19 protein-coding genes and 5 pseudogenes are annotated in these 19297 nt (G+C 58.9%); 9 read left to right on the plus strand and 15 right to left on the minus strand.

The window, feature by feature from the left end; genetic code table 11:
* Positions 1–147: 147 nt before the first annotated feature.
* Positions 148–237, plus strand: a pseudogene (locus tag ACA064_RS11365) (hypothetical protein); the annotation flags it as partial.
* Positions 238–263: 26 nt separating this feature from the next.
* Here the strand turns inward: ACA064_RS11365 and ACA064_RS11370 are convergent.
* The 3 pseudogenes from ACA064_RS11370 to ACA064_RS11380 form a co-directional block, all read right to left on the minus strand.
* Positions 264–799, minus strand: a pseudogene (locus ACA064_RS11370) (IS3 family transposase); the annotation flags it as partial.
* A 1-nt stretch (position 800) separates the two neighbouring features.
* A pseudogene (locus ACA064_RS11375) lies at positions 801–938 on the minus strand (formaldehyde dehydrogenase, glutathione-independent); the annotation flags it as partial.
* 53 nt (positions 939–991) lie between these two features.
* Positions 992–1426: pseudogene (locus tag ACA064_RS11380) on the minus strand (extracellular solute-binding protein); the annotation flags it as partial.
* Positions 1427–1556: 130 nt separating this feature from the next.
* Between ACA064_RS11380 and ACA064_RS11385 the strand changes: the two are divergent.
* Together ACA064_RS11385 and ACA064_RS11390 are read left to right on the plus strand one after the other, a co-directional pair.
* A pseudogene (locus ACA064_RS11385) lies at positions 1557–1866 on the plus strand (proline racemase family protein); the annotation flags it as partial.
* Positions 1867–1972: 106 nt separating this feature from the next.
* Positions 1973–2986 carry a GlxA family transcriptional regulator gene (locus ACA064_RS11390; protein ID WP_497673434.1) on the plus strand — a complete coding sequence of 338 codons (1014 nt, stop codon included), beginning with the start codon at positions 1973–1975 and terminating at the stop codon, positions 2984–2986.
* Between the two features lie 54 nt (positions 2987–3040).
* On the opposite strand, the gene ACA064_RS11395 is transcribed toward ACA064_RS11390, so the two are convergent.
* Positions 3041–4495 (minus strand): MFS transporter, encoded by a 1455-nt coding sequence (locus tag ACA064_RS11395; RefSeq protein WP_497674224.1) that lies wholly within the window; start codon positions 4493–4495, stop codon positions 3041–3043.
* A 141-nt stretch (positions 4496–4636) separates the two neighbouring features.
* On the opposite strand from ACA064_RS11395, the gene ACA064_RS11400 reads away from it, so the two are divergent.
* Together ACA064_RS11400 and ampC are read left to right on the plus strand one after the other, a co-directional pair.
* Complete coding sequence (locus tag ACA064_RS11400; RefSeq protein ID WP_497673435.1) at positions 4637–5569, plus strand: LysR family transcriptional regulator; 933 nt, start codon at positions 4637–4639, stop codon at positions 5567–5569.
* A 104-nt stretch (positions 5570–5673) separates the two neighbouring features.
* A complete protein-coding gene (gene ampC, locus ACA064_RS11405; protein WP_497673436.1) occupies positions 5674–6834 on the plus strand; it encodes a class C beta-lactamase in 1161 nt (386 codons plus the stop codon).
* A 160-nt stretch (positions 6835–6994) separates the two neighbouring features.
* Here ampC and ACA064_RS11410 read toward each other — a convergent pair whose 3' ends face one another.
* Positions 6995–7312 carry a DUF2388 domain-containing protein gene (locus tag ACA064_RS11410; protein WP_150645118.1) on the minus strand — a complete coding sequence of 106 codons (318 nt, stop codon included), beginning with the start codon at positions 7310–7312 and terminating at the stop codon, positions 6995–6997.
* A 202-nt stretch (positions 7313–7514) separates the two neighbouring features.
* Between ACA064_RS11410 and thpR the strand changes: the two genes are divergently transcribed.
* Positions 7515–8060, plus strand: a complete 546-nt coding sequence (gene thpR / locus ACA064_RS11415; protein ID WP_497673437.1) for an RNA 2',3'-cyclic phosphodiesterase — start codon at positions 7515–7517, stop codon at positions 8058–8060.
* Between the two features lie 22 nt (positions 8061–8082).
* Here thpR and ACA064_RS11420 read toward each other — a convergent pair whose 3' ends face one another.
* The 6 genes from ACA064_RS11420 to ACA064_RS11445 all read right to left on the minus strand — a co-directional run bounded on the left by ACA064_RS11420 (position 8083) and on the right by ACA064_RS11445 (position 12272).
* Entirely contained in the window at positions 8083–8484 is a 402-nt protein-coding gene (locus ACA064_RS11420) for a hypothetical protein (protein ID WP_497673438.1), read from the minus strand.
* An 88-nt stretch (positions 8485–8572) separates the two neighbouring features.
* Positions 8573–10246: a hypothetical protein gene (locus ACA064_RS11425; protein ID WP_497673439.1), complete on the minus strand. Its 1674-nt coding sequence runs from the start codon at positions 10244–10246 to the stop codon at positions 8573–8575.
* Between the two features lie 133 nt (positions 10247–10379).
* Positions 10380–10631 (minus strand): hypothetical protein, encoded by a 252-nt coding sequence (locus ACA064_RS11430; RefSeq protein ID WP_497673440.1) that lies wholly within the window; start codon positions 10629–10631, stop codon positions 10380–10382.
* Between the two features lie 143 nt (positions 10632–10774).
* Positions 10775–11050, minus strand: a complete 276-nt coding sequence (locus tag ACA064_RS11435; protein WP_497673441.1) for a hypothetical protein — start codon at positions 11048–11050, stop codon at positions 10775–10777.
* A 151-nt stretch (positions 11051–11201) separates the two neighbouring features.
* Complete coding sequence (locus ACA064_RS11440) at positions 11202–11441, minus strand: hypothetical protein (protein ID WP_497673442.1); 240 nt, start codon at positions 11439–11441, stop codon at positions 11202–11204.
* A 378-nt stretch (positions 11442–11819) separates the two neighbouring features.
* Positions 11820–12272 (minus strand): cupin domain-containing protein, encoded by a 453-nt coding sequence (locus ACA064_RS11445; RefSeq protein ID WP_497673443.1) that lies wholly within the window; start codon positions 12270–12272, stop codon positions 11820–11822.
* Positions 12273–12498: 226 nt separating this feature from the next.
* Between ACA064_RS11445 and ACA064_RS11450 the strand changes: the two genes are divergently transcribed.
* Complete coding sequence (locus ACA064_RS11450; RefSeq protein ID WP_497674225.1) at positions 12499–12804, plus strand: panthothenate synthetase; 306 nt, start codon at positions 12499–12501, stop codon at positions 12802–12804.
* A 150-nt stretch (positions 12805–12954) separates the two neighbouring features.
* Here ACA064_RS11450 and ACA064_RS11455 read toward each other — a convergent pair whose 3' ends face one another.
* Positions 12955–13149, minus strand: a complete 195-nt coding sequence (locus tag ACA064_RS11455; RefSeq protein WP_150643092.1) for a hypothetical protein — start codon at positions 13147–13149, stop codon at positions 12955–12957.
* A gap of 355 nt (positions 13150–13504) precedes the next feature.
* Between ACA064_RS11455 and ACA064_RS11460 the strand changes: the two genes are divergently transcribed.
* Positions 13505–14041, plus strand: a complete 537-nt coding sequence (locus ACA064_RS11460; protein ID WP_497673444.1) for a DUF4174 domain-containing protein — start codon at positions 13505–13507, stop codon at positions 14039–14041.
* A 14-nt stretch (positions 14042–14055) separates the two neighbouring features.
* Here ACA064_RS11460 and potE read toward each other — a convergent pair whose 3' ends face one another.
* On the minus strand, positions 14056–15417 hold the full coding sequence (gene potE / locus ACA064_RS11465) for a putrescine-ornithine antiporter (RefSeq protein ID WP_497673445.1): 1362 nt from the start codon (positions 15415–15417) through the stop codon (positions 14056–14058).
* A 138-nt stretch (positions 15418–15555) separates the two neighbouring features.
* On the opposite strand from potE, the gene ACA064_RS11470 reads away from it, so the two are divergent.
* Positions 15556–17919 carry a DNA polymerase II gene (locus ACA064_RS11470; RefSeq protein ID WP_497673446.1) on the plus strand — a complete coding sequence of 788 codons (2364 nt, stop codon included), beginning with the start codon at positions 15556–15558 and terminating at the stop codon, positions 17917–17919.
* Between the two features lie 26 nt (positions 17920–17945).
* On the opposite strand, the gene ACA064_RS11475 is transcribed toward ACA064_RS11470, so the two are convergent.
* Both ACA064_RS11475 and ACA064_RS11480 read right to left on the minus strand, forming a co-directional pair.
* Positions 17946–18632: a DUF2268 domain-containing putative Zn-dependent protease gene (locus ACA064_RS11475; RefSeq protein ID WP_497673447.1), complete on the minus strand. Its 687-nt coding sequence runs from the start codon at positions 18630–18632 to the stop codon at positions 17946–17948.
* Entirely contained in the window at positions 18619–19074 is a 456-nt protein-coding gene (locus ACA064_RS11480; protein ID WP_497673448.1) for a GNAT family N-acetyltransferase, read from the minus strand. The genes ACA064_RS11475 and ACA064_RS11480 overlap by 14 nt, the downstream gene beginning before the upstream one ends.
* Positions 19075–19297: the final 223 nt, after the last annotated feature.

The raw sequence follows: 19297 nt of genomic DNA on the forward strand, positions 1-19297 counted from the left end.
TCGTTCGAAGACCTACCGCTGACCCGCTTCCATATCAGGACGGTGTTCAGTGGTACTGGTGGCCAATTCAGTGATGGCTTCGTACTTGGAATTATCGGCATCGCTGTCAGCATGGCGGCGGGCCCACTGCAACTCACTGCATTGTGGATGGGACTGCTGGGCGCTGCGTCGCTCGCCGGCCTTTTCCTGGGTAGCCTGATCGCAGGCCCCCTCGCGGACAAGTATGGGCGCAGGACAATCTTCGCCTGGGACATGCTTTTGTTCGCCATCAGCTCAGCCTCGTTCAGTGCATTTCGCGGTGTTGACCGTGTGACAGTCGTTCGGGCATCGGCCTGGATAACGTCTGTTTCAGTCCACCGCTGCAAGGTCCGCAGCGATAGACCGATTTCCCGGCAGGCCCTGATTTTTCTGGCTCCCGCCGTGACCGCTTGGCTCAGCCAATCCACGAGTAACTACCGTTCTGGCAAAGACGTCAGTTGTCCTCGTTGTCGGTCCCCCAGTAGTCGTTGAGCTTTTTTCGCAGCACCAACAACGCGGCTGTTTCAGCGAGCGCCTTGTCTTTGCGGCGCAGTTCGCGCTCAAGTTCCTGGATGCGTTTCTTATCTTTGCGAGACTGCTCCCGCTCTTCTTTTTGCTGGGTCTTTTCCGATTTCTGGCCGGTGATGAAGGCTTGTCGCCAGGCAGTGATTTGCTCGGGGTAAAGGCCTTTGCGGCGGCAATACTCGCCCAGGTCGATCTCGGACAAACCGGCCGCTTCAAGGACGACAGCAAACTTGGTTTCGGCTGACCAGTTCTGAGTCGATTGTTTGGGAAATGACTTTCAGAATGACCCCGTGCTCGATTTTTCGACCACGAGGGTCCTGCATTTTTGGATAGTCGAGCTTTTGCACTTCGACTTGACCCGCACCGATGTAGACAACACCGCGATTGCCAGACATGCACTTCTCCTTTGTTGTTATACGGCCCTGATATGGCCTGCGATTATCGAAAGTCAGTGTTGAGCGCGAAAGCCTGTCCAAAGCCGCACGCGCTCTCGGAGGACCTTGGGTGGCAGCAATTCCTCGACGAACAACTTGGCTCGCGTCGATTGCGGGGGGTAAATGTTCGGGTCTTCGCTTATGGCCTTGTTGACCAGAGGAGTGGCAGCTTGATTGGCATTGGCGAAGTACAGGGTGTTGGTGAGTTCAGCCATCGATTCAGGCCGCATCATGAACTCGATGAAGGCTTTCGCTGCTTGCGGGTGGGGAGCACCAGTCGGGATTACCATGGCATCACCCCACAGCAACGTACCCTCACGTGGAATGCGGTAGATCACCTCGAAGGGCTGCTTCGATTCCACCACTTGCGCCTGCGCAATGCTGGCGTCGCCGCTGTAGGTCAATGCGAGGCAGAGATTGCCATTGGCGAGGTCGCCATTAAGCCTCCGTTCGAGTAGGAGACGTGACTCACGACACTCCAAGCCGATATACGCCGAATGAACGCCATCCTCATGCCACACCAGAGCAGCATTTCCAGAGGTAAGTGTCGCTTAGGGGCACTCGCCTCACCTGCTTTTCAGCACGGCAGCCGATGGCCGCGGTGCAGTGTTCTACGGCGACAAGGCTATCGATCGGTCCCCGGGCGGCACAGGTACTTCGGCGCGGATGGCCCAACTGTTTGCCAAGGGACGATTGAAGGTGGGCGATACCTTGCGCAATGAAAGCCTGATAGGGACGATCTTCGAAGGAAAAGTCGAAGCGTCGGTAACAGTCGGAACCTTTGACGGCATCAGGCCAAGTATCGGTGGCTGGGCGCAGATCACCGGACACAACACCATCTTTGTCGACGATAAAGACCCCCCTTCGTCACGGCTTCCAGCTTGCCTGATCAGTCGCATTATGGTGCTAGGGCTTTTTGAGCTTCTGCAGTTAGCATTAGGCTTTACCAGCGCACCGTGCGACAGGTTGGTTAACGTAACCGAGTGGGTCAAACATTGATCGAACGACGTCAATTCAGCGGAGGCATGAAGGGGAAAAACCTCCGCTATCTGAATGAAAACCCTGGCCAGCCTGCTCAGATGACTCGAGCAGGCTTTTTGCTGCTCGAGCATTTCTCGCTGCCTGCGTTCACCCAGGCACTGGATACGATTGTCACCACGAATCTTCTACGACCCGGGTTGTTCTCTTCCCGAACCTTCGGCCTGAATGACGGGGAGGTAGTCAGCGATCTGGGCCTGGTCATCCGGCCGGACGCACGTATCGATTCTTCAGCCATTCATAACCTGGATCTGCTGGTCATTTGCGGCGGCTACAGGACCGAGCTGAAGGCGACTGATGAGCTCATCAGCCTGTTGCGTATGGCGGCAGACCAGGGTGTCATTCTGGCGGGGTTGTGGAACGGCGCATGGTTCCTGGGCAGCGCAGGCTTGCTGGACGGATATCGTTGCGCCATTCACCCCGAGCATCGTCCCGCACTCGCGGAAATCTCCAAGGCGACGCATGTGACCAGCGAGCCCTATGTCATCGATCGAGACCGGCTCACGGCTTCCAGTCCCTCGGGGGCATTCCATATGGCGTTGGACTGGATCAAAGGACTGCACGGCAAAGCGCTCGTCGAGGGTATTGAGGACATCCTTGCTTTCGAGGAGTCCCGCTACCGGCGCATAAAACCGGCTGAAAATATCTGTGTGAGCGCGCCATTGCGCGAGGTGGTCAAGCTGATGGATGCGAACCTCGAAGAACCTCTGGAGTTGGAGCAGCTGGCGGTCTACGCAGGTCGTTCTCGTCGACAACTCGAGCGTTTGTTCAAGGAGCAACTGGGCACAACGCCGCAACGGTATTACATGGAATTGCGGATTACCGAAGCGCGTCGACTGCTTCAGCACACAGAGCTATCCCAGGTTGATGTGCTGGTTGCCTGTGGTTTTGTTTCGCCCAGTCATTTCAGCAAGTGCTATAGCTCGTACTTTGGATACAGACCCTCCAAGGAAACGCGACTCGTCAAATGAACACTACTTTTTGAGTCTGTGCATACTCGCGATTTGCGCGAATCGCCCGAGTTTTCAGACACACCGAACGTCCGTTTCTGGCCCGGCAGCAGTGCGGCTTCCAAGGGCGATGGCGAGGGCAATGGCAATCAGCGCCAGGGCGACTGCGAAGGTGATCCGCATACCGCTGGCAACGGCCTCGGGACGCGCCGTGGTGATGTCGATCGTCGCCGAGGCGAACACGAACACCGCGCCCAAGGCGGATGCACCGGTGATAAGCCCCAGATTGCGCGACAGGTTGAGCATGCCGGAGATGACGCCCCGCTGGTCCGGCGGAATATCGCTCATGACCGTGGTGTTGTTGGCGGTCTGGAACAGCGCATAGCTGATGGTGATGAGCACTATGGGCGCGAGGTAGCCGCAGATGCCGAGGGTCTGCGGCATCACCGATAGAATGAGGCAGCCGGCTGCCATTCCGATAAGCCCGAAGAGGGTCATGCGCTGGGCGCCAAAGCGGTCGGCAATACGACCTGCGGGCACACCGGTCAGTGCAGCGGCAAACGGCCCGACCGACAAGACCAGTCCAACCAGAGCGGCTTCCAGCCCGAGCCCATGGGCGAGATAGAAGGGGCCGACCACCAGCGTCGCCATTATCACTGTCGAGACCAGCGCGCTCATGGCGAGGCTGCCGCAGAGCACTGGATCGCGGAACATTGCCAAGCGAATCAGGGGTGAGGCGACTTTTGCCTCGGCGAGCACGAACAGGCCGGCACCGAACAAAGCAGCCAACAGCAGGGCGATGTTCAGCGGACCGAAACTGCCGCGTCCGATTGTCATGGCGAGTGCATAAGCCGCGAGCGTCAGAGCCAGCAGCAGCGTGCCCACAGTGTCGAAGCCGGCACGACCGGTCTCTTGGAGATCGGCCTTCGGCGTTGGGCGATCGGCAGGCAGGTAGCGATGGGCGAGCAAAAAAGTCAGGAACCCCAGGGGCACGGTGATGAGGAAGATGGCCTGCCAGCCGAGTCCGGCGATCAGCACTCCGCCGAGCGACGGCCCCAGAGCGGTGCCAGTCGCGGACATTGTCCCGAGCAATCCCATGGCGCTGCCGGTCTTGGCCTTCGCCACTGTCTCGCCGACAAAGGCCATGGTCAGGGCCATCATGATGGCCGCGCCGATGCCCTGCAGCGCCCGGGCGCCAATCAGCAACCAGAGCGTGGGCGCGAAGCCGCACAGGGCCGAGGCCAGCGTGAACAGGAAGATACCGCTTAGTAGCAGCCGCCGCCGGCCCATGATGTCGCCGAGTCGTCCGACGCTGACGATCAGGGTGGTGATGGCCAGGAGATAAGCGAGGACGATCCACTGGACTTCCTGGAAGGAGGCGCTGAAAACCTGTGCCAACGTCGGCAAACCGACATTGGCGATGCTGGTGCCGAGGGCGGACAGCAACATGGATAACGAAAGGCTGACCAGCGCCCAGCGAACTGAAGGAGTCCGTTGCGCAATATCAGCTACGGCAAAATTTGGCTTCATCATGTCCCTCTTTTCTGGCGGCTCTCAAAGTAGAGCTGTCAGAAATCTACACCTGCGCATAACATGGCGGAAGGCGCAGCATTTGCACTTTATTCGTGCGTTTGACGCTCTGCCACAATCACTCCATGCCGGAGATGCTGCATGTCGACAGCTGATTTCAACTTGCTGGTCACCCTGGATGTGCTGCTCGCAGAAGGCAGCGTTGCGCGTGCAGCGCAGCGGTTGCGGCTCAGCCCGTCGGCGATGAGTCGGGCACTGGCGCGCTTGCGTGAAACGACCGGCGATCCGCTGCTGGTCAGAGCCGGGCGCGGTCTGGTTCCTACCCCCCGAGCGCTGGAACTGCGCGAGCGGGTCAGTCAACTGGTGCAGGACGCAGAAGCGGTTCTACGCCCAGCCGAGAAGCTCGACCTCGAACAGCTGGTCCGAACCTTCACGCTACGCACCAGTGACGGCTTTGTGGAGAACTTCGCTGCGGACCTCATTGCGCGAGTCGGCGAACAAGCGCCTGGCGTGCGGCTGCGCTTCGTGCACAAATCTGATAAAGACAGCACGCCACTTCGCGACGGGACCGTGGACCTGGAAACCGGTGTCGTGGGCAAGACTGCTAGCCCGGAGCTGCGGACCCAGGCATTGTTCCGAGACCGTTTCATCGGCGTCGTGCGCCTGGGCCACCCTTTGAGCCAGGGCGAGATCACTCCCGCCCGTTATGCGGCTGGCAAGCACATCAGCGTTTCCCGGCGGGGGCTCGACAAGGGACCTATTGATGAAGCCCTGAAGTCCCTTGAGCTTGCGCGGGAGATAGTGACAATTGTCCCTGGCTTTTCCACCGCGCTGGCGCTTGCCCGGGCCACCGACCTGATCGCCAGCGTTCCCGAACGGCACACCGCAAACCTGCGCGCCGGAATGCACAGCTTTGCTCTTGCGCTCTCCCTGCCGCCGTTCACCGTCGCAATGCTCTGGCATCCGCGGCAGGACGCCGATCTGGCGCATCGCTGGTTGCGTGGTTGCCTGCGGGAGGTTTGTGCGCAGCCGTGCATTGATTCGTCTACCGGCGCAGGAGCTGTCGAGGACTGAAGTTGTCGACGGTAGAGAAACATCCGGTTATAGGGATGCTTCTGAAAAAATACATTTACGTGTTAATTTCGCCTCCCGACAAGAACCTCCAAAGGACGGCCAAAATGCGCCCGAATGGAAAGCACTGCGCGCCATTTCTCTTCCTCGCCTGCACGGCCTTTTCCGGCACCTTCGCCACAGCAAGTACGCAACCGCCGGATACCGACAAGCTGGTGCAAGACGCCGCCCGGTCGGTGATGCAGCAGCACGGGATTCCCGGCCTGGCCATCGCGGTGACCGCCAATGGCCAGCAAACATTCTACAACTACGGGGTTGCCTCCAGGGAAACCAGTCAGGAGGTTTCCCGAGATACCTTGTTCGAGATCGGCTCGATCAGCAAGACGTTCACCGCCACCTTGGCCACCTACGCTCAGGCCAACGATCAGCTCGCACTGACCGACCACCCCGGCAAGTATCTGCCGCAGCTCCAGGGCAGCCAGCTGGACAAGGCGACGCTGATCAATCTGGGCACCCATACGGCGGGCGGCTTTCCGTTGCAGGTCCCCGACGCGGTGCAGAACAACCAGCAGTTGATGGACTACTTCAACGCCTGGCAGCCGCAATACGCCCCGGGTACCCACAGGAGCTACGCCAACCCGAGTATCGGTTTGCTGGGGATGATTGCGGCCAAGAGCATGAACATGCCCTTCGAGGAGGCGATGGAGACCCGGCTCTTCCCGAAACTCGGCATGGGCGGCAGCTACCTGAATGTGCCGGCGAGCAAGATGACGCTCTATGCGCAAGGCTATAACAAGCAGGATGTGCCAGTCAGGCTGAATCGGGGAGTGCTTGGAGCAGAAGCCTACGGGGTGAAAACCAGTAGTGAAGACCTGATTCGCTTCGTCGAGGCCAACCTGAGCCGCGTCGAGACAGACGCCAGGCTCGAGCGCGCGATCGCCGATACTCATATTGGATACTTCAAAGTCGGGCCGATGACCCAGGACCTGATCTGGGAGCAGTACAGCTATCCGGTGAAACTGGAGTCGTTACTGGAAGGCAACTCCGACAAGATGGCCTACGAGACTCAGCCCGCCACCGAGCTGATCCCGCCGCTGCCTGCGCAACAGGCGGCCTGGATCAACAAGACCGGCTCAACCAACGGTTTTGGCGCCTACGTCGCCTTCATTCCGGCGAAGCAGCTTGGCATCGTGATATTGGCGAACAAGAATTATCCGAACGAGGCTCGGGTTCGTCTGGCGCATCAGATCCTCAGTCATCTGGACTGATGCAGGGATTTTGCGCGAGGGGATGGCTATAGAAGTCTGTTGTAGGAGCGAGCTTGCTCGCGATGGACTTGAAGCTGACGCGTTTCGTCAGGATGCCCGCGTAATCGTTAACGACCATCGCGAGCAAGCTTGCTCCTACAGGGGCACGGCGTTGGGATTTCTAGCGACCAGCAGGTAGCTCGGATTGAATGAGGATCGCTTTGGCCAGCTCTTCGTCGCTGGCGTTCAGGCCCGGATTTTCGTGGCGAATCCGGTTCAACACTGACTCGAGATAGACGCCGCGAATCGTGCCGCCACTGGCAATGAAGCTGGAAGCGTCATCGCGAGCGGGAATCGCCAGTTTGTCGTCCTTGAATGTTGAGTACAGCGATGCAGAAACCCCTGCCGAGGTGGCGACATCTTTCGCATCCACGTCGGCCATGGCCGAACCAAAGGGCAGGCAGAGTAGTAGCGAAGAGACGAGAAGTGTGCGGCGCATGACGGTGTCCTCAGAAAGCGTGAAGCCTAAAGGATGTACCCTATATTTTAGGATACCTGTTAGGTGCCAGGAGTTCCCTGATGGTGGCACAAAGCAGAGAAATGAAAAAAGGCCGTAGTAATACGGTGCGATTGAACCGGGAGTACTTGGGCGATTCATGGCAACGCGCTCGCCGCGCTGACCCGACCTGGAGGTGCAAGGAATGAGTTATGAATCTCGTGAGCAGGACAAACCGCTCAAGCGTTTGTTTTTCGCCTTGCCCTGCGCCTCTGCACAACGCCGGGCCATAGCCCAGTGGCGCAACGCGCTTGGACTAAGCAGCGGACGCCCGGTGCCTGCGGACAATTTTCATTTGACCTTGATGTTTCTGGGATCGGTTGCCGTGACGCATATTCCGGGCATCTGCGCTGCCGCCGCAGGCGTTCGAACTTCTGGCGAGCAGTTGACTGTACCTCTCGACCGCCTGGATGTCTGGCGCCGAGCCGGCGTTTTGTTACTCGCGCCAGCGCAGGAACCGCTGGTTTTGCGCCAGCTGGTCTATGCCTTGCAGCAGGCGTTGCTACCTCTTGGGTTTGTGGACGCCCCCCGGGAATTTCGTCCTCATTTGACCTTGATGCGCGACTATCGCGCACCTGTTCCTGAATCCGCTACTCCCCCCGACTTTCACCTGAGTGCCAGACACTTCACCCTGTTCGAGTCGCATAAAGGCCGTTATCGGGCGTTGGCGGAATGGCCGCTGGTTCCGTAGACGTATGTTTTTCGCAGGCGCCTCAGGCGTCGCGCAAAAGGTCGTGAGCGTTGAGCAGGCTGTAGACAATGTCCGGACGCTTCTCCAACCCGCGGCGAATCGCTGCCGGGATCGACTGGCGGGTCTTGCGGCACAGTCCGGTCAGTTCGCCGATGTGAATACGGATGCCGCGCATGGTTCGAACTTCGTTGAAGCTTGGGGCGATTTCCAGGCGGATGCCTAACTGCTCATACATTCGTCGTTGCAGATGTTCGAGGTCGGTCAGGCTCTGAAGATTTTCCAGGCGATCGAGCAGGCGCTTTTCCTCCTGGCGAGTCAGGCTGAGGATGCGCAGATCGGCGGCGGGTGTTTCCAGCAGCAGTTCACGCCCGCAGATGCAGGCACCGGGTGGACAGGGTTGTCGGATCTGCAAAGAAGGCGTCATGGGCTCCAATCATAGTCAATCAGGATCGCCTTTGCCCATTGGGTTTGTAGAGGCATACACCACCCGGCTGTCCGACCGGGCAAGAGCCTCATCTGCAGCAGCCATCCCCAACCCGGCAAAAACACGACGCATTGATCTGCACATCGGCCCGGGCCATGGTCAGGTCGAGACGGCTTTGTGCGGCTGCCGCTTCGACGTGCTTGCCCAGGCGGCGCAGACACTCCACATACCCGTGCAGACTCCACACGTTGTCCGGATGCCGGGACGCTCGACTGAGTGTGTTATCGAGTCCCAGATCGGCCCGATAGACCTCTGCGGCTTCTTCTATCCGGCCCTGTTCCAGCAGCAGCGCACCCAGCGCATGCCGGGCCGGTTGCATCCATCCCCAGGGCTCGTCATAGGGCAGGCTGTCGTCCAGTTCCAGGGCATGGCGCAGGTGGGCGAAGGCGCTGTCGTGGTTGCCCTTGCGGTACTCGATTTCACCCTGCAGCATGGCCGCGGCAATTGCCAGGATATCCGTGCAGGTGTTGTTGAAGATATATCGTGTCTCAGGCACTCGGGCCATTGCTTCATGGAGGCGCCGTTGCTCGGCTTCTGCGGCGGCGATCTGCGCCTGAGCCGCGTGCGCCACGCCTTTGGCGTAATGCAGCATGGCCGTGGTCACGCAGTACAGCTGTGGGTCGTCGGGCAGGGGCTCGGCAAGAATTTCCTGCCACCTGCCAAACCGTACCAGCACGTGCATCTTCATCGGCACGAAGCCTTCCACCCAGTCGGCCATCGGCGGCTGAGTCACGCGCAGCAGTTCTTCGGGGATTGTCGCGATCAGTTCATTGGCGGCTTCCAGGGCAGGGCGGTACTGGCCGAGAAACATCGCCGAATAGAGCTTGAAGTGATAGCTGTGGCTGCGGTAGAGGGTGTAGAAATTGATCGAACCTTCGCGTTCGAGGTATTTGCGATCGGCGAGGATCGCCTGGCTATTGGTCACCAGTCCGGCATGGTAGTCGCCGCAGAGCACATCGATATGCGACGGCATATGGCGCAAGTGTCCTGCGTCCGGAACCAGGTCGCGCAGGTCATCGCAGGCTCGTAGCGCGCGTTCCGGGTAAGGCGACATCTCCATGGTATGGATGTACATGTGCAGCAGGCCGGGGTGCGGCGCATCCCCGCGCTGGTCGATCAGCCGCAGCGCCTGTTCCAGCACGGCCACCGCTTCAAGGGTGTCCGCGCCCTGGGCCGGAGCGCCGCTCTTGAGATCCCATAACAGCCAGGGCGTGCGGTTGATCAGCGCTTCGGCAAACAGCGAACTGACATCAAGATCCTCGGGGAAGGCAGCGTAGACACTGCGCATGGAAGCCGAGTAGGCATCGTTCCAGGTGCAAAGCTCGTCAATGCTCGCCGCCTGATCGGCCTGGTAACGTTGTTCCTGCGCCCGGATCAACGCCTGCTCCACCGGCGTTGCACCGTCCATGCGCGCCAGTGCCGCGTTCGTCGCCCGACGTGCCTCGGCCACGGCCTCTTTCAATTCCTGCTCGGCAAATGCGTCCCAGCGCTTGTTGTAGTTCGAACCTGAAGCATGGGCGATGCCCCAATAGGCCATCGCGCAATCACTGTCATGGTCGATGGCCTTGCGGAAACAACGTATGGACTCTTCGTGGTTGTAGCCATAGCTCCAGAGCAAACCACGATCGAACCAGACCTGAGCCTGCGACGAGCCTGTGGTCACTGGACGGCTGTAGGTGCCCAGATCGTAGTAATCACCCATGGGTTTATCCTCTCTCCAAGGGCATGGAAAGACGCCTTTTTCGGGATTGGCAGGGTGCAGCGATTTAATTTTAGCGGACGCCTCGACAGGCGCAGATTTCATTCGTCGCAGAGTTTTACAGAAGCCGAAAATGTCAAAATGACTGTTCGCAAGCGGCAAGATCGCTCCACATGCGCTCCCAATAGGCATGGGATTTCTCGAACCTGAACTTCATTTCCTGCTCGAGGATTTGCTGTCTTTCAACCGATGCCTCGCCCAGGGATTCCAGATACCTGATTTGCGCTTCGATGGCGCTCTGCTGCAAGTGACTGCTGTGCAGGCACGCCTTGATCCAGGAGGTGCCCGTTAACAGGGCGAACCTTTTATGAATCTCGAGCAGTGCCATGATCGCTCTCCGATAGATTATCAGAGCGTAGATCAAGGCTGAGCATCCGGAGGGTAAAGGCCTTTGGCGGACGGCTCGAACCAGAGGCCTGGTGTTGAATTTTCTCCGTGACCACTCAGACGAAATCAACGGTCGCCGGGTGGTCAGCGGATCACTGTCGAGGACGGAGGCGCGTCATACTCGGTCATGATCGATCGTAAATGCTCGATGGCCTCATGATATTTAAGATCGGCGTGCTGTCGGCGCTCCTGGTACTGCATGAAAACTTCCGCATCCATGTAGGGCCGATCGAGAAGGTCGAGGGCGGCGCAGCTCAAGCTATGTGCTTCGCTGAAAAGCTGTTTGTTGCGCTCTAGTGCCAGGTTTAGACATGCCGTGGCGTGACCGGGAATCGTCGTTCCATTCATCGCTGCACCCATTTTATTGACCTTTTGTTGTTGTTTTGCCTGATCCTGCTCTCGGCTGCGCTTGTCGGACAGCCTGGGCGGACAGGGTTTGAGTACACAACAACCGATTTCAAGAGCGTGCTCTAGCGCGAGACGCCTTCACCGGTTGTGCAGCTGAACACGTTTAGCGGTTGATCTCGTCTTTGGTGTCGAGCCATTTGCGGCGGGCTTCGATGTACTTGGTGTCCGCACGCCGTTTGAGTTCCGAGAACTCATTAAGGGTCTGAGTCGAAACAGGTTGGATACTCAAGAGTGCATAGGCAGCTTCGCTGAGCTGATCGGCTTCAAAGAACAGCTGACTGCTGAGATTGATGAATTGCGGGCATGCAGGGTGGTGCGTTTTTTCTGATTTTTTGGTGGTCATAGCGACATTCCTTTCTGGCAGGCCTCGAAGGTGAAAATGCTCTCCTGACATTCTTCAAGTCATGACGCCGAACGAAAGCTCTAGTTCGGTGTGTGGTTATCTATCCTGGCGGTAACTGCCTATGGCATCGGATTAGTTTGTACCAAGTTGAATCATTTTTCCTCCACTGGCGATGAGCGGTTTTTTGGTACTTTCGTCCACGACAACCCTGATCCTTACTTAACTTTTTCGGCCTGGATGAAGGAGTAGCGAAGTAACCGAAAGAGTCCATATCGCAATAACGGATACCGCTCCTCATCATTCGGCTTATAGGTGTTTCATTATTGAAACCTTCAGCCACCGTTTTGATTGTTATGTCGCGATCGGTGACCATGCCGATCAAGCGGTCTTGGGAGTAGCCGGTGGCATGAATGTGAGATCGAACTGCCTGGCTATCTCCAGTATTCGAGGTAGGTCTTCAGGCACTTTGAGCTGATCCACGGCCGCAAAAAAATTGCCTCCTCGGGGGTCGGAGACCACTCCGAGCATTTTTGCGGTGGCGCTTATATTCTTGTAGGCATGTACGGTGCCAGCCGGGATATGAACGTAACCACCGGCTGCCACGACGGTGGACTTGCCTTCCACGGTAACTTCGACCTGCCCATCGATCACGTAGAACGCCTCGTCCCAAGGGTGAAAGTGCGGGGGTGGCCCGCCGCCTTGCACACCCTCCTGGATATGCACTTCGAAGGGTTTGCTGATATCCCCACCGGCGAGAATAGTGATTGCTTCGCCAACTACATTGACAGGTGCGGGTGTTTTATCCGCTTCGATAATATGGACCGTTCGCATGATTGCTCTCCGGTGGATGACTCCGCACCAGACAGTATATTCGCTCGTAGAACTGCTGCCGTGGATCCACTCCTGAATCCACTGCAATCGCCATGCTCGATGACCGCCGGTAACCCCGCTGGGGTACCTGTCCACGCTTCGCTACTCTTAATTAAACGGACCGTCGGGACTATTGAATACCTGTCGGGCGGCAAGAGAACCAGCAAGTCGAGAAGAGTATTGAATGATGAAAATGCTACTGATGGTCGAGTTTCCTCATGAGCCCTTCAACTCCTACGTCAGAGACGGCAAAGTCGGCGAAATCATCAGGCGTATCCTGGAAAGCATCAAACCCGAGGCTGCGTATTTCACCGAGCAGGATGGAATGCGCACCGGGATCTTCCTGATCAATGTACAAGACTCGTCCGAAATCCCTGCTTTTGCGGAACCGTTTTTTCTAAACTTCGAGGCCAGCTGCAAGTTCCGTCTGGCGATGAGCCCGGAGGATCTGCAGAAGGCCGGTCTGGAGGCACTCGGGAAAAAATGGGGCTGAGGAGCGGGGGAGGAGCTGCCGAAGGTTCGGGCCGCGTTCGGACGATCTTTTGATCTTCTGGCCGGCAAAAAGAATCGCCCCTCCACTGAGCTCAGCTCCCGGGTGAAAGCTGCCGCCGCGCCGCGGTCTCTGTTGTCGTGGCTGTAAGCATTACTCCGACACAGGCGCGATGCGGCAGCTTTTGCGGTTACGGATCTCATGGTCTGAAGGCCGCTCTTTGACGAACTCGAACCGCGGCTCTCCCTCGTTGTACGTCAGCAGCCAGCCCCACTCCAGTTCAGACTCATCCTGACCCGGTTTCGGTGGCGCAGCCCACCATGGCTCTTTGTTAACGATCTGGCGCATACCCCCTCCCGTTAATTCGAATCCTTTCAACTATAACGTGCATGCCTGGAGGCACCAGGAATTTGATTCTTTTTGCCGGCCAGAAGATCAAAAGATCGCAGCCTTTGGCAGCTACGCAGACCGAGCACTGCCGTAGCTGTCCACGGGTGTCCACAATCCACTGTAGGAGCTGCCAAAGGCTGCGATCTTTTGATCCTCGGCATCTCGGGCAGTTTCACGCGCACCCCATAGCGCTTTGCGAGTACCCGCGCGCTGACCTAAGCTTCAGGGCACTACCCTGGTTGCAGTCTTGAGCTTGAAGTGACGCGGGTCAAACGCGCAATCAATGCTGAAGGGACATGAAAAGGAGATGCGCATGCTCATCCGCTCACTGATCCTCGTCACGCTGTTCGCCGCTGCCGGTCCGTTACTGGCTGCCGACAGCGATGGTCCGCTGGCTCGGGACCGCGGGAAGTTTCGTCCGCTGGTCATCATCGCTCCCAGCACCGTGGACCCGACGCTGGTCAGTCTGAAAAAATCCCTTGATGAGCCCGCCAACCGGAAGGCCTTTACCGAGCGCAATATGGTGCTCTACACCGTGATCAATACCATCGGCCAGCGCGATGGCAAGGATTTGGAACCGCAGACCACCATGGCTCTGATCCGTGAGCTCAAGCTGGGCGCCAGTAGCGAAAGAACCAAGATTATCCTGGTGGGCAAGGACGGCGAGAAGAAGATCGAACGCCCCGACCTCGTCGATGCCAAGGAGCTCTTCAGCGCTATCGATCAGATGCCCCCGTCGGAAAAAGAGTACGTGGTACCAGCTCCACCCGAGCCCGAGGTCAAGCCGGGAGCTGCCGGCAAGGCCGCCAAACCCAAGCCGATGAAGCCCCCTAAACCATTGGACGATTGACCGGTTGAGGCGCTTCAATCAACCAGTGGGTCAACGTCCGATGAGCGGGTCTGTCCAGGATTCAATGGCTCCTGCTGCAAGTCGAGCAGCCGATCGTTGACCAGGCCAAACAAAGTGTAGCCGACGATCGTGGCGACGCCGCCGAGCATCAATGCCTGAGTGCCGCAGCTATACAGGGCCAGATAACTGTAGGCGGTTGCGACCCAGGCCACGATGTTGGTCGGCAGGGCCTGGCGCGAGGTCATGCCGGCGACTTTCTGCAGGGTCATGACGGCCGCCATGCACAGGATGTAGGGGATGAGGTTGGTCACTACCGCCAGATCCAACAGCTTGTCGAACTGTGTGCTCAGGTCGGGACTGATGGTCATCAGCGTCAGTGCGGTTTGACAGCCCAGCAGGATCAGCATGCCAATGATCGGCGTTCCGGCAGTGTTGATTCTGGCGAAAACCGGCATGAAGTAACCGGCATCCGCCGAGCTCTTGAAGACTTGCGCGATGGTGAACTGCCAACCCAGCAGCGACCCGACACAAGCGATGACCATCAGGCCCATGATGATGTCGCCGACCAGCGGGTTGAACATTTGCGCAAACACCAGACCGAAGGGGGCAGTCGAGTTCACCAACTCCAGATTGGGGACGATGCCGGCGATGACATTGGTGGAGAGGATATAAATCACCGCCGCGCCAATCGTGCCGCCCAGCACCGCGATGGGGACATTACGCTCCGGGTTCTCCACCGCATCGGTGTTGGCGCAGGCTGACTCCATGCCGAGAAATGCCCATAGGGTGATCGCTATCGACGCACCTGCCGCCTCCAGCCAGGATTTGTCATGGGGATTCCAGCCGGCGGCGTAGATCGACGAGTCGAACCAGAACCAGCCGATCGTCGAAACCGCCAGCACTGGCGCAATGATCCCCCACACGGTGACCTCACCTATCCGGCCGGTGACACGGGCGCCGCCGAAGTTGGCGAAGGTGGTCAACCACAACAAGGCAATGGTCGCCAGTGCGAGCTCCAGGGGGCCGAGACTCCAGTCGAACAGGACCTGCAAATAACCCACGGCGGTAATGCCGATCGCGACATTGGCGATGAGCAGCGAACTGCCATAGGTATAGTTGGTGAGGAAATTACCCGCCTTGCCGAAGGTGTATTGGGCATAACCGCCCATGCCGCCGGTCTTGCGACTGAGCATGCCGCATCGGGCGAAGGCATAGGCCAGCGCCAGCGAGCCAGTGGCGGTCACCAGCCACGAGAGCAGTGAGATACCACCTACTTCGGCCAGCCGGGCAGGTAACAGGACGATTCCGGAGCCGATCATGTTGACCGCGGTGAGCATGGTCAACTGCACCACGGTCATTTTCTTCGCGACTGTCATCTCTCCATTCCTTCGGTAAACAGCGAGTGCCTAGCTTTATCAGGGATTTCGCAAGGCGCCAAGCAGGCTCGCGCGCGCTATCGCCGACGATGACGCGTAGAATCGCCCAGTGAAAGACTGGTTCTTGAGGTTGCAGTGGTGGATTTACAGCAGGGTTTCGTCCTGACCCGACACTGGCGCGATACGCCGGAGGGCACACGGGTCGAGTTCTGGCTGGCGACCGACGAGGGCCCGCGGTTTATCCGCCTGCCTTATCAGCCCTCGGTGGCCTTTATTGCCGCCGAGCAGCGCGAGCAGGCCGAGTTGCAGTTGCGCGGCGAGCGCGAGGTCGAACTTCGTCCGTTGGATCTGCGCGACTTTCACCATCGCCCGGTGCTGGGCTTGTACTGCCGGCAACACCGCCAGTTGATTCACCTCGACAAGCAACTGCGCAATGCCGGCGTGGATGTCTACGAAGCCGATATCCGCCCGCCGGAACGCTATATGATGGAGCGCTTCATTACTGCACCGGTGGCCTTCAGTGGCACGCCGGACAGCAGCGGCATGCTGCTGGAAGCGCAGATGAAACCGGCGCCGGACTACCGACCCCAACTGAAGCTGGTCTCCCTCGACATCGAAACCACTGCCCAGGGCGAGCTGTATTCCATCGCGCTTGAGGGCTGTGGCGAGCGTCAGGTGTACATGCTCGGGTCGGCAAACGGCGACGGCAGCGGGATCGATTTTCAGCTCGAGTACTGTGATTCCCGCACGCTGTTACTGAAGAAATTGAACGAGTGGTTTGCCCGCCATGATCCCGACGCGATCATTGGCTGGAACCTGGTGCAGTTCGACTTGCGGGTGTTGCACGAGCATGCCCGACGCCTGGCGGTGCCGTTGCGCTTGGGGCGCGGTGGCGAGGAGATGCAGTGGCGCGAGCACGGTTCACGCAACAATCACTTCTTCGCGGCCGCAGCGGGGCGGCTGATCATCGACGGTATCGAAGCGCTGCGCTCGGCGACCTGGAGCTTTGCTTCGTTCAGCCTTGAACACGTCTCGCAGACGCTGCTCGGCGAAGGCAAATCCATCGACAACCCCTACCAGCGCATGGACGAAATCAACCGCATGTTCGCCGAGGACAAGCCGGCGCTGGCCCGCTACAACCTCAAGGACTGCGAGCTGGTGACGCGGATCTTCGCCAAGACGCAGTTGCTGACGTTCCTGCTGGAGCGTGCCACGGTGACCGGTCAGCCAGCCGATCGCAGCGGCGGCTCGGTCGCGGCCTTCACCCATCTCTACATACCGCTGATGCATCGCCAGGGTTTTGTTGCGCCGAACCTCGGCGAACGGGAGCCGGAGGCCAGTCCTGGCGGCTTTGTCATGGACTCGCGGCCGGGTTTGTACGAGTCGGTGCTGGTGCTCGACTACAAGAGTCTGTATCCGTCGATCATTCGCACCTTCCTGATCGATCCGGTGGGGCTGGTGGAAGGCCTGCGTCATCCCGATGACAGCGAGTCGGTGGCGGGCTTTCGCGGAGCGCGGTTCTCGCGGACCCGACACTGTCTGCCGGCGATCGTCGCGCGGGTTTCCGAGGGCCGGGAAGTGGCCAAGCGCAATCGGAACGCGCCGCTGTCACAGGCGCTGAAAATCATCATGAACGCCTTCTACGGGGTCCTCGGTTCCAGCGGCTGTCGCTTCTTCGACCCGCGTCTGGCATCGTCGATTACCTTGCGTGGCCACAAAATCATGCGCAGGACCCGCGAGCTGATCGAGGCCCAAGGCCATGCGGTGATCTACGGCGACACCGACTCGACCTTCGTCTGGCTGGGGCGCGCCCATTCGGAGGAGGATGCAGCACGGATCGGCCAGGCGTTGGTGCAGCACGTGAACCAGTGGTGGAAGGACCATCTGCAGCGTGAGTTCGGTCTGGAAAGCGTGCTTGAGTTGCAGTTCGAAACCCACTTCCGGCGCTTTCTGATGCCGACCATTCGCGGCGCCGAGGAGGGTAGCAAGAAGCGCTACGCCGGACTGGTCACGCGCGCCGACGGTAGCCATGAAATGGTCTACAAGGGTCTGGAAACGGTACGCAGCGATTGGTCGCCACTGGCTCGACAGTTCCAGCAGGAGCTCTACCTGCGCATCTTCAATCGGCAACCGTATCAGGAGTATGTGCGCGACTATGTGCGGCGCACCCTGGCCGGCGAACTCGATGAGTTGCTGATCTATCGCAAACGCCTGCGCCGTCAGCTGGGGGACTACCAGCGCAATGTGCCGCCGCATGTGCGTGCGGCGCGCATTGCCGACGAATACAACGACCAGCAGGGGCGACCACGGCAGTACCAGAACGGTGGCTGGATCAGCTATGTCATCACCCTCGCAGGTCCGGAACCGCTGGAAACACTGCGTGCGCCGATCGACTACGACCACTACGTCACGCGCCAGTTGCAGCCGGTGGCCGATGCCATCCTGCCGTTCGTCAACGACGATTTCAGCACATTGATCGGTGGGCAGCTCGGCTTGTTCTGACTGCATCACCGGGATGATGACCTGAGTCAGCGGACCAGGGGAACCTGCGAAAGGATTCCTGCCTTTGATGCGACGGCAAGAATGGTTGCTGCCGGGACATTCACCCAGGTGTGTTCATCGACTTCGCCCATCTCGGCAAGCCAGTGCCCGACGATCTCGTAACCGAGGGTGTAGCCGAACCAGCGAGGATATTGCCCGGTACCGAAGAACCAGGCCGAGTGATCATAGTTGTTCGAGGCGAGGGTGACTGGATCTAGAGCAGTGTTGCACAAGGTTTCAAGGGGCACCGCACGTTCCCAGGGTTCGGCATCCGTCCCGAGCAAAAAACCCACGAACTGCCCGGCCAGACCTTCGCTGACGAGCGCCTCCCCAAGGGTATGGCCATAACCGGGACCGGCCATTCGCATGCAGTGATGAACTTCATGAATCACCTGGCGCTTCAGGCTGCCGTCGTTCAGGGCGTTGGCGAAATGAGCATTGTCGGGGTCGATTGTCAGGGAGAACATACTGCTTCGGTAAGCCTGCCCGAGCAGGCCCAGTTCGGGTATTACCTGGCCAGCCAGGCGCTGGATCAGGATGTCCAGGCGTGGTGGCGCCATCAGCGTGGAAATGCTCTGGCGCGCCGAGTCGAACTCGCGGGTTATCGGCTGACGCAATGGCCCAAGATCACCTTCCGCCTCCAGCCAGTGCAGGCGCCACTCACTCATCTTCATGAGTACCCGTTCCATTATGGTTCAGTCGTTTCTGGAAGAAATAACGCTGATGGCCCGGTGGGTAGTCGTCTAACCGGCCGAACTGGGTAAACCCCAGCTTCTGATAGAAAACCGGTGCCTGGAAATCAAAGGTGTCCAGCCAGATCCCTACGCATTCTTTCTCCCGCGCCAGGTCTTCGGCCATAGCCATCAGACGTGAACCTATGCCTTGCCCGCGGACTTGCTCGGACACACCGAGCAACTCGATGAACAACCAGTTGCCGGAAATTTTGCCGTAGAGCCCGCCGTGGATTTGCTCGCTTTGGTCGTCACGGACCAGCAACGCGAATTTTTCCAGCCCTGCATCGCCCACCTGGGCGATGTTGTGCGCCATCAAAGGTTCGAGGATGGCCTCGCGCTCGTGTTCACCGGGGTTGTCTACTCTGTCGATTTTCAGGGTCATCCGTATACCTTCCGTGCCAGTCCATTGGGATATGTTTGAAACGGCGAGCATGCGATATCCGGGGCTGTTGGTGCAACTCGGCTGGATCAGGGACGATGCCAGTCAGTGAAACACTGGGAGCCTGCCTAAAGATCGCAGCCTGCGGCAGCTCCTACAGGTCTTGCGTTCACCGGATATTTTGCGGGCGCATGGAGTCGGCGTAGGAGCTGCCGCAGGCTGCGAT

This window comes from Pseudomonas sp. LBUM1658, from assembly GCF_059716055.1.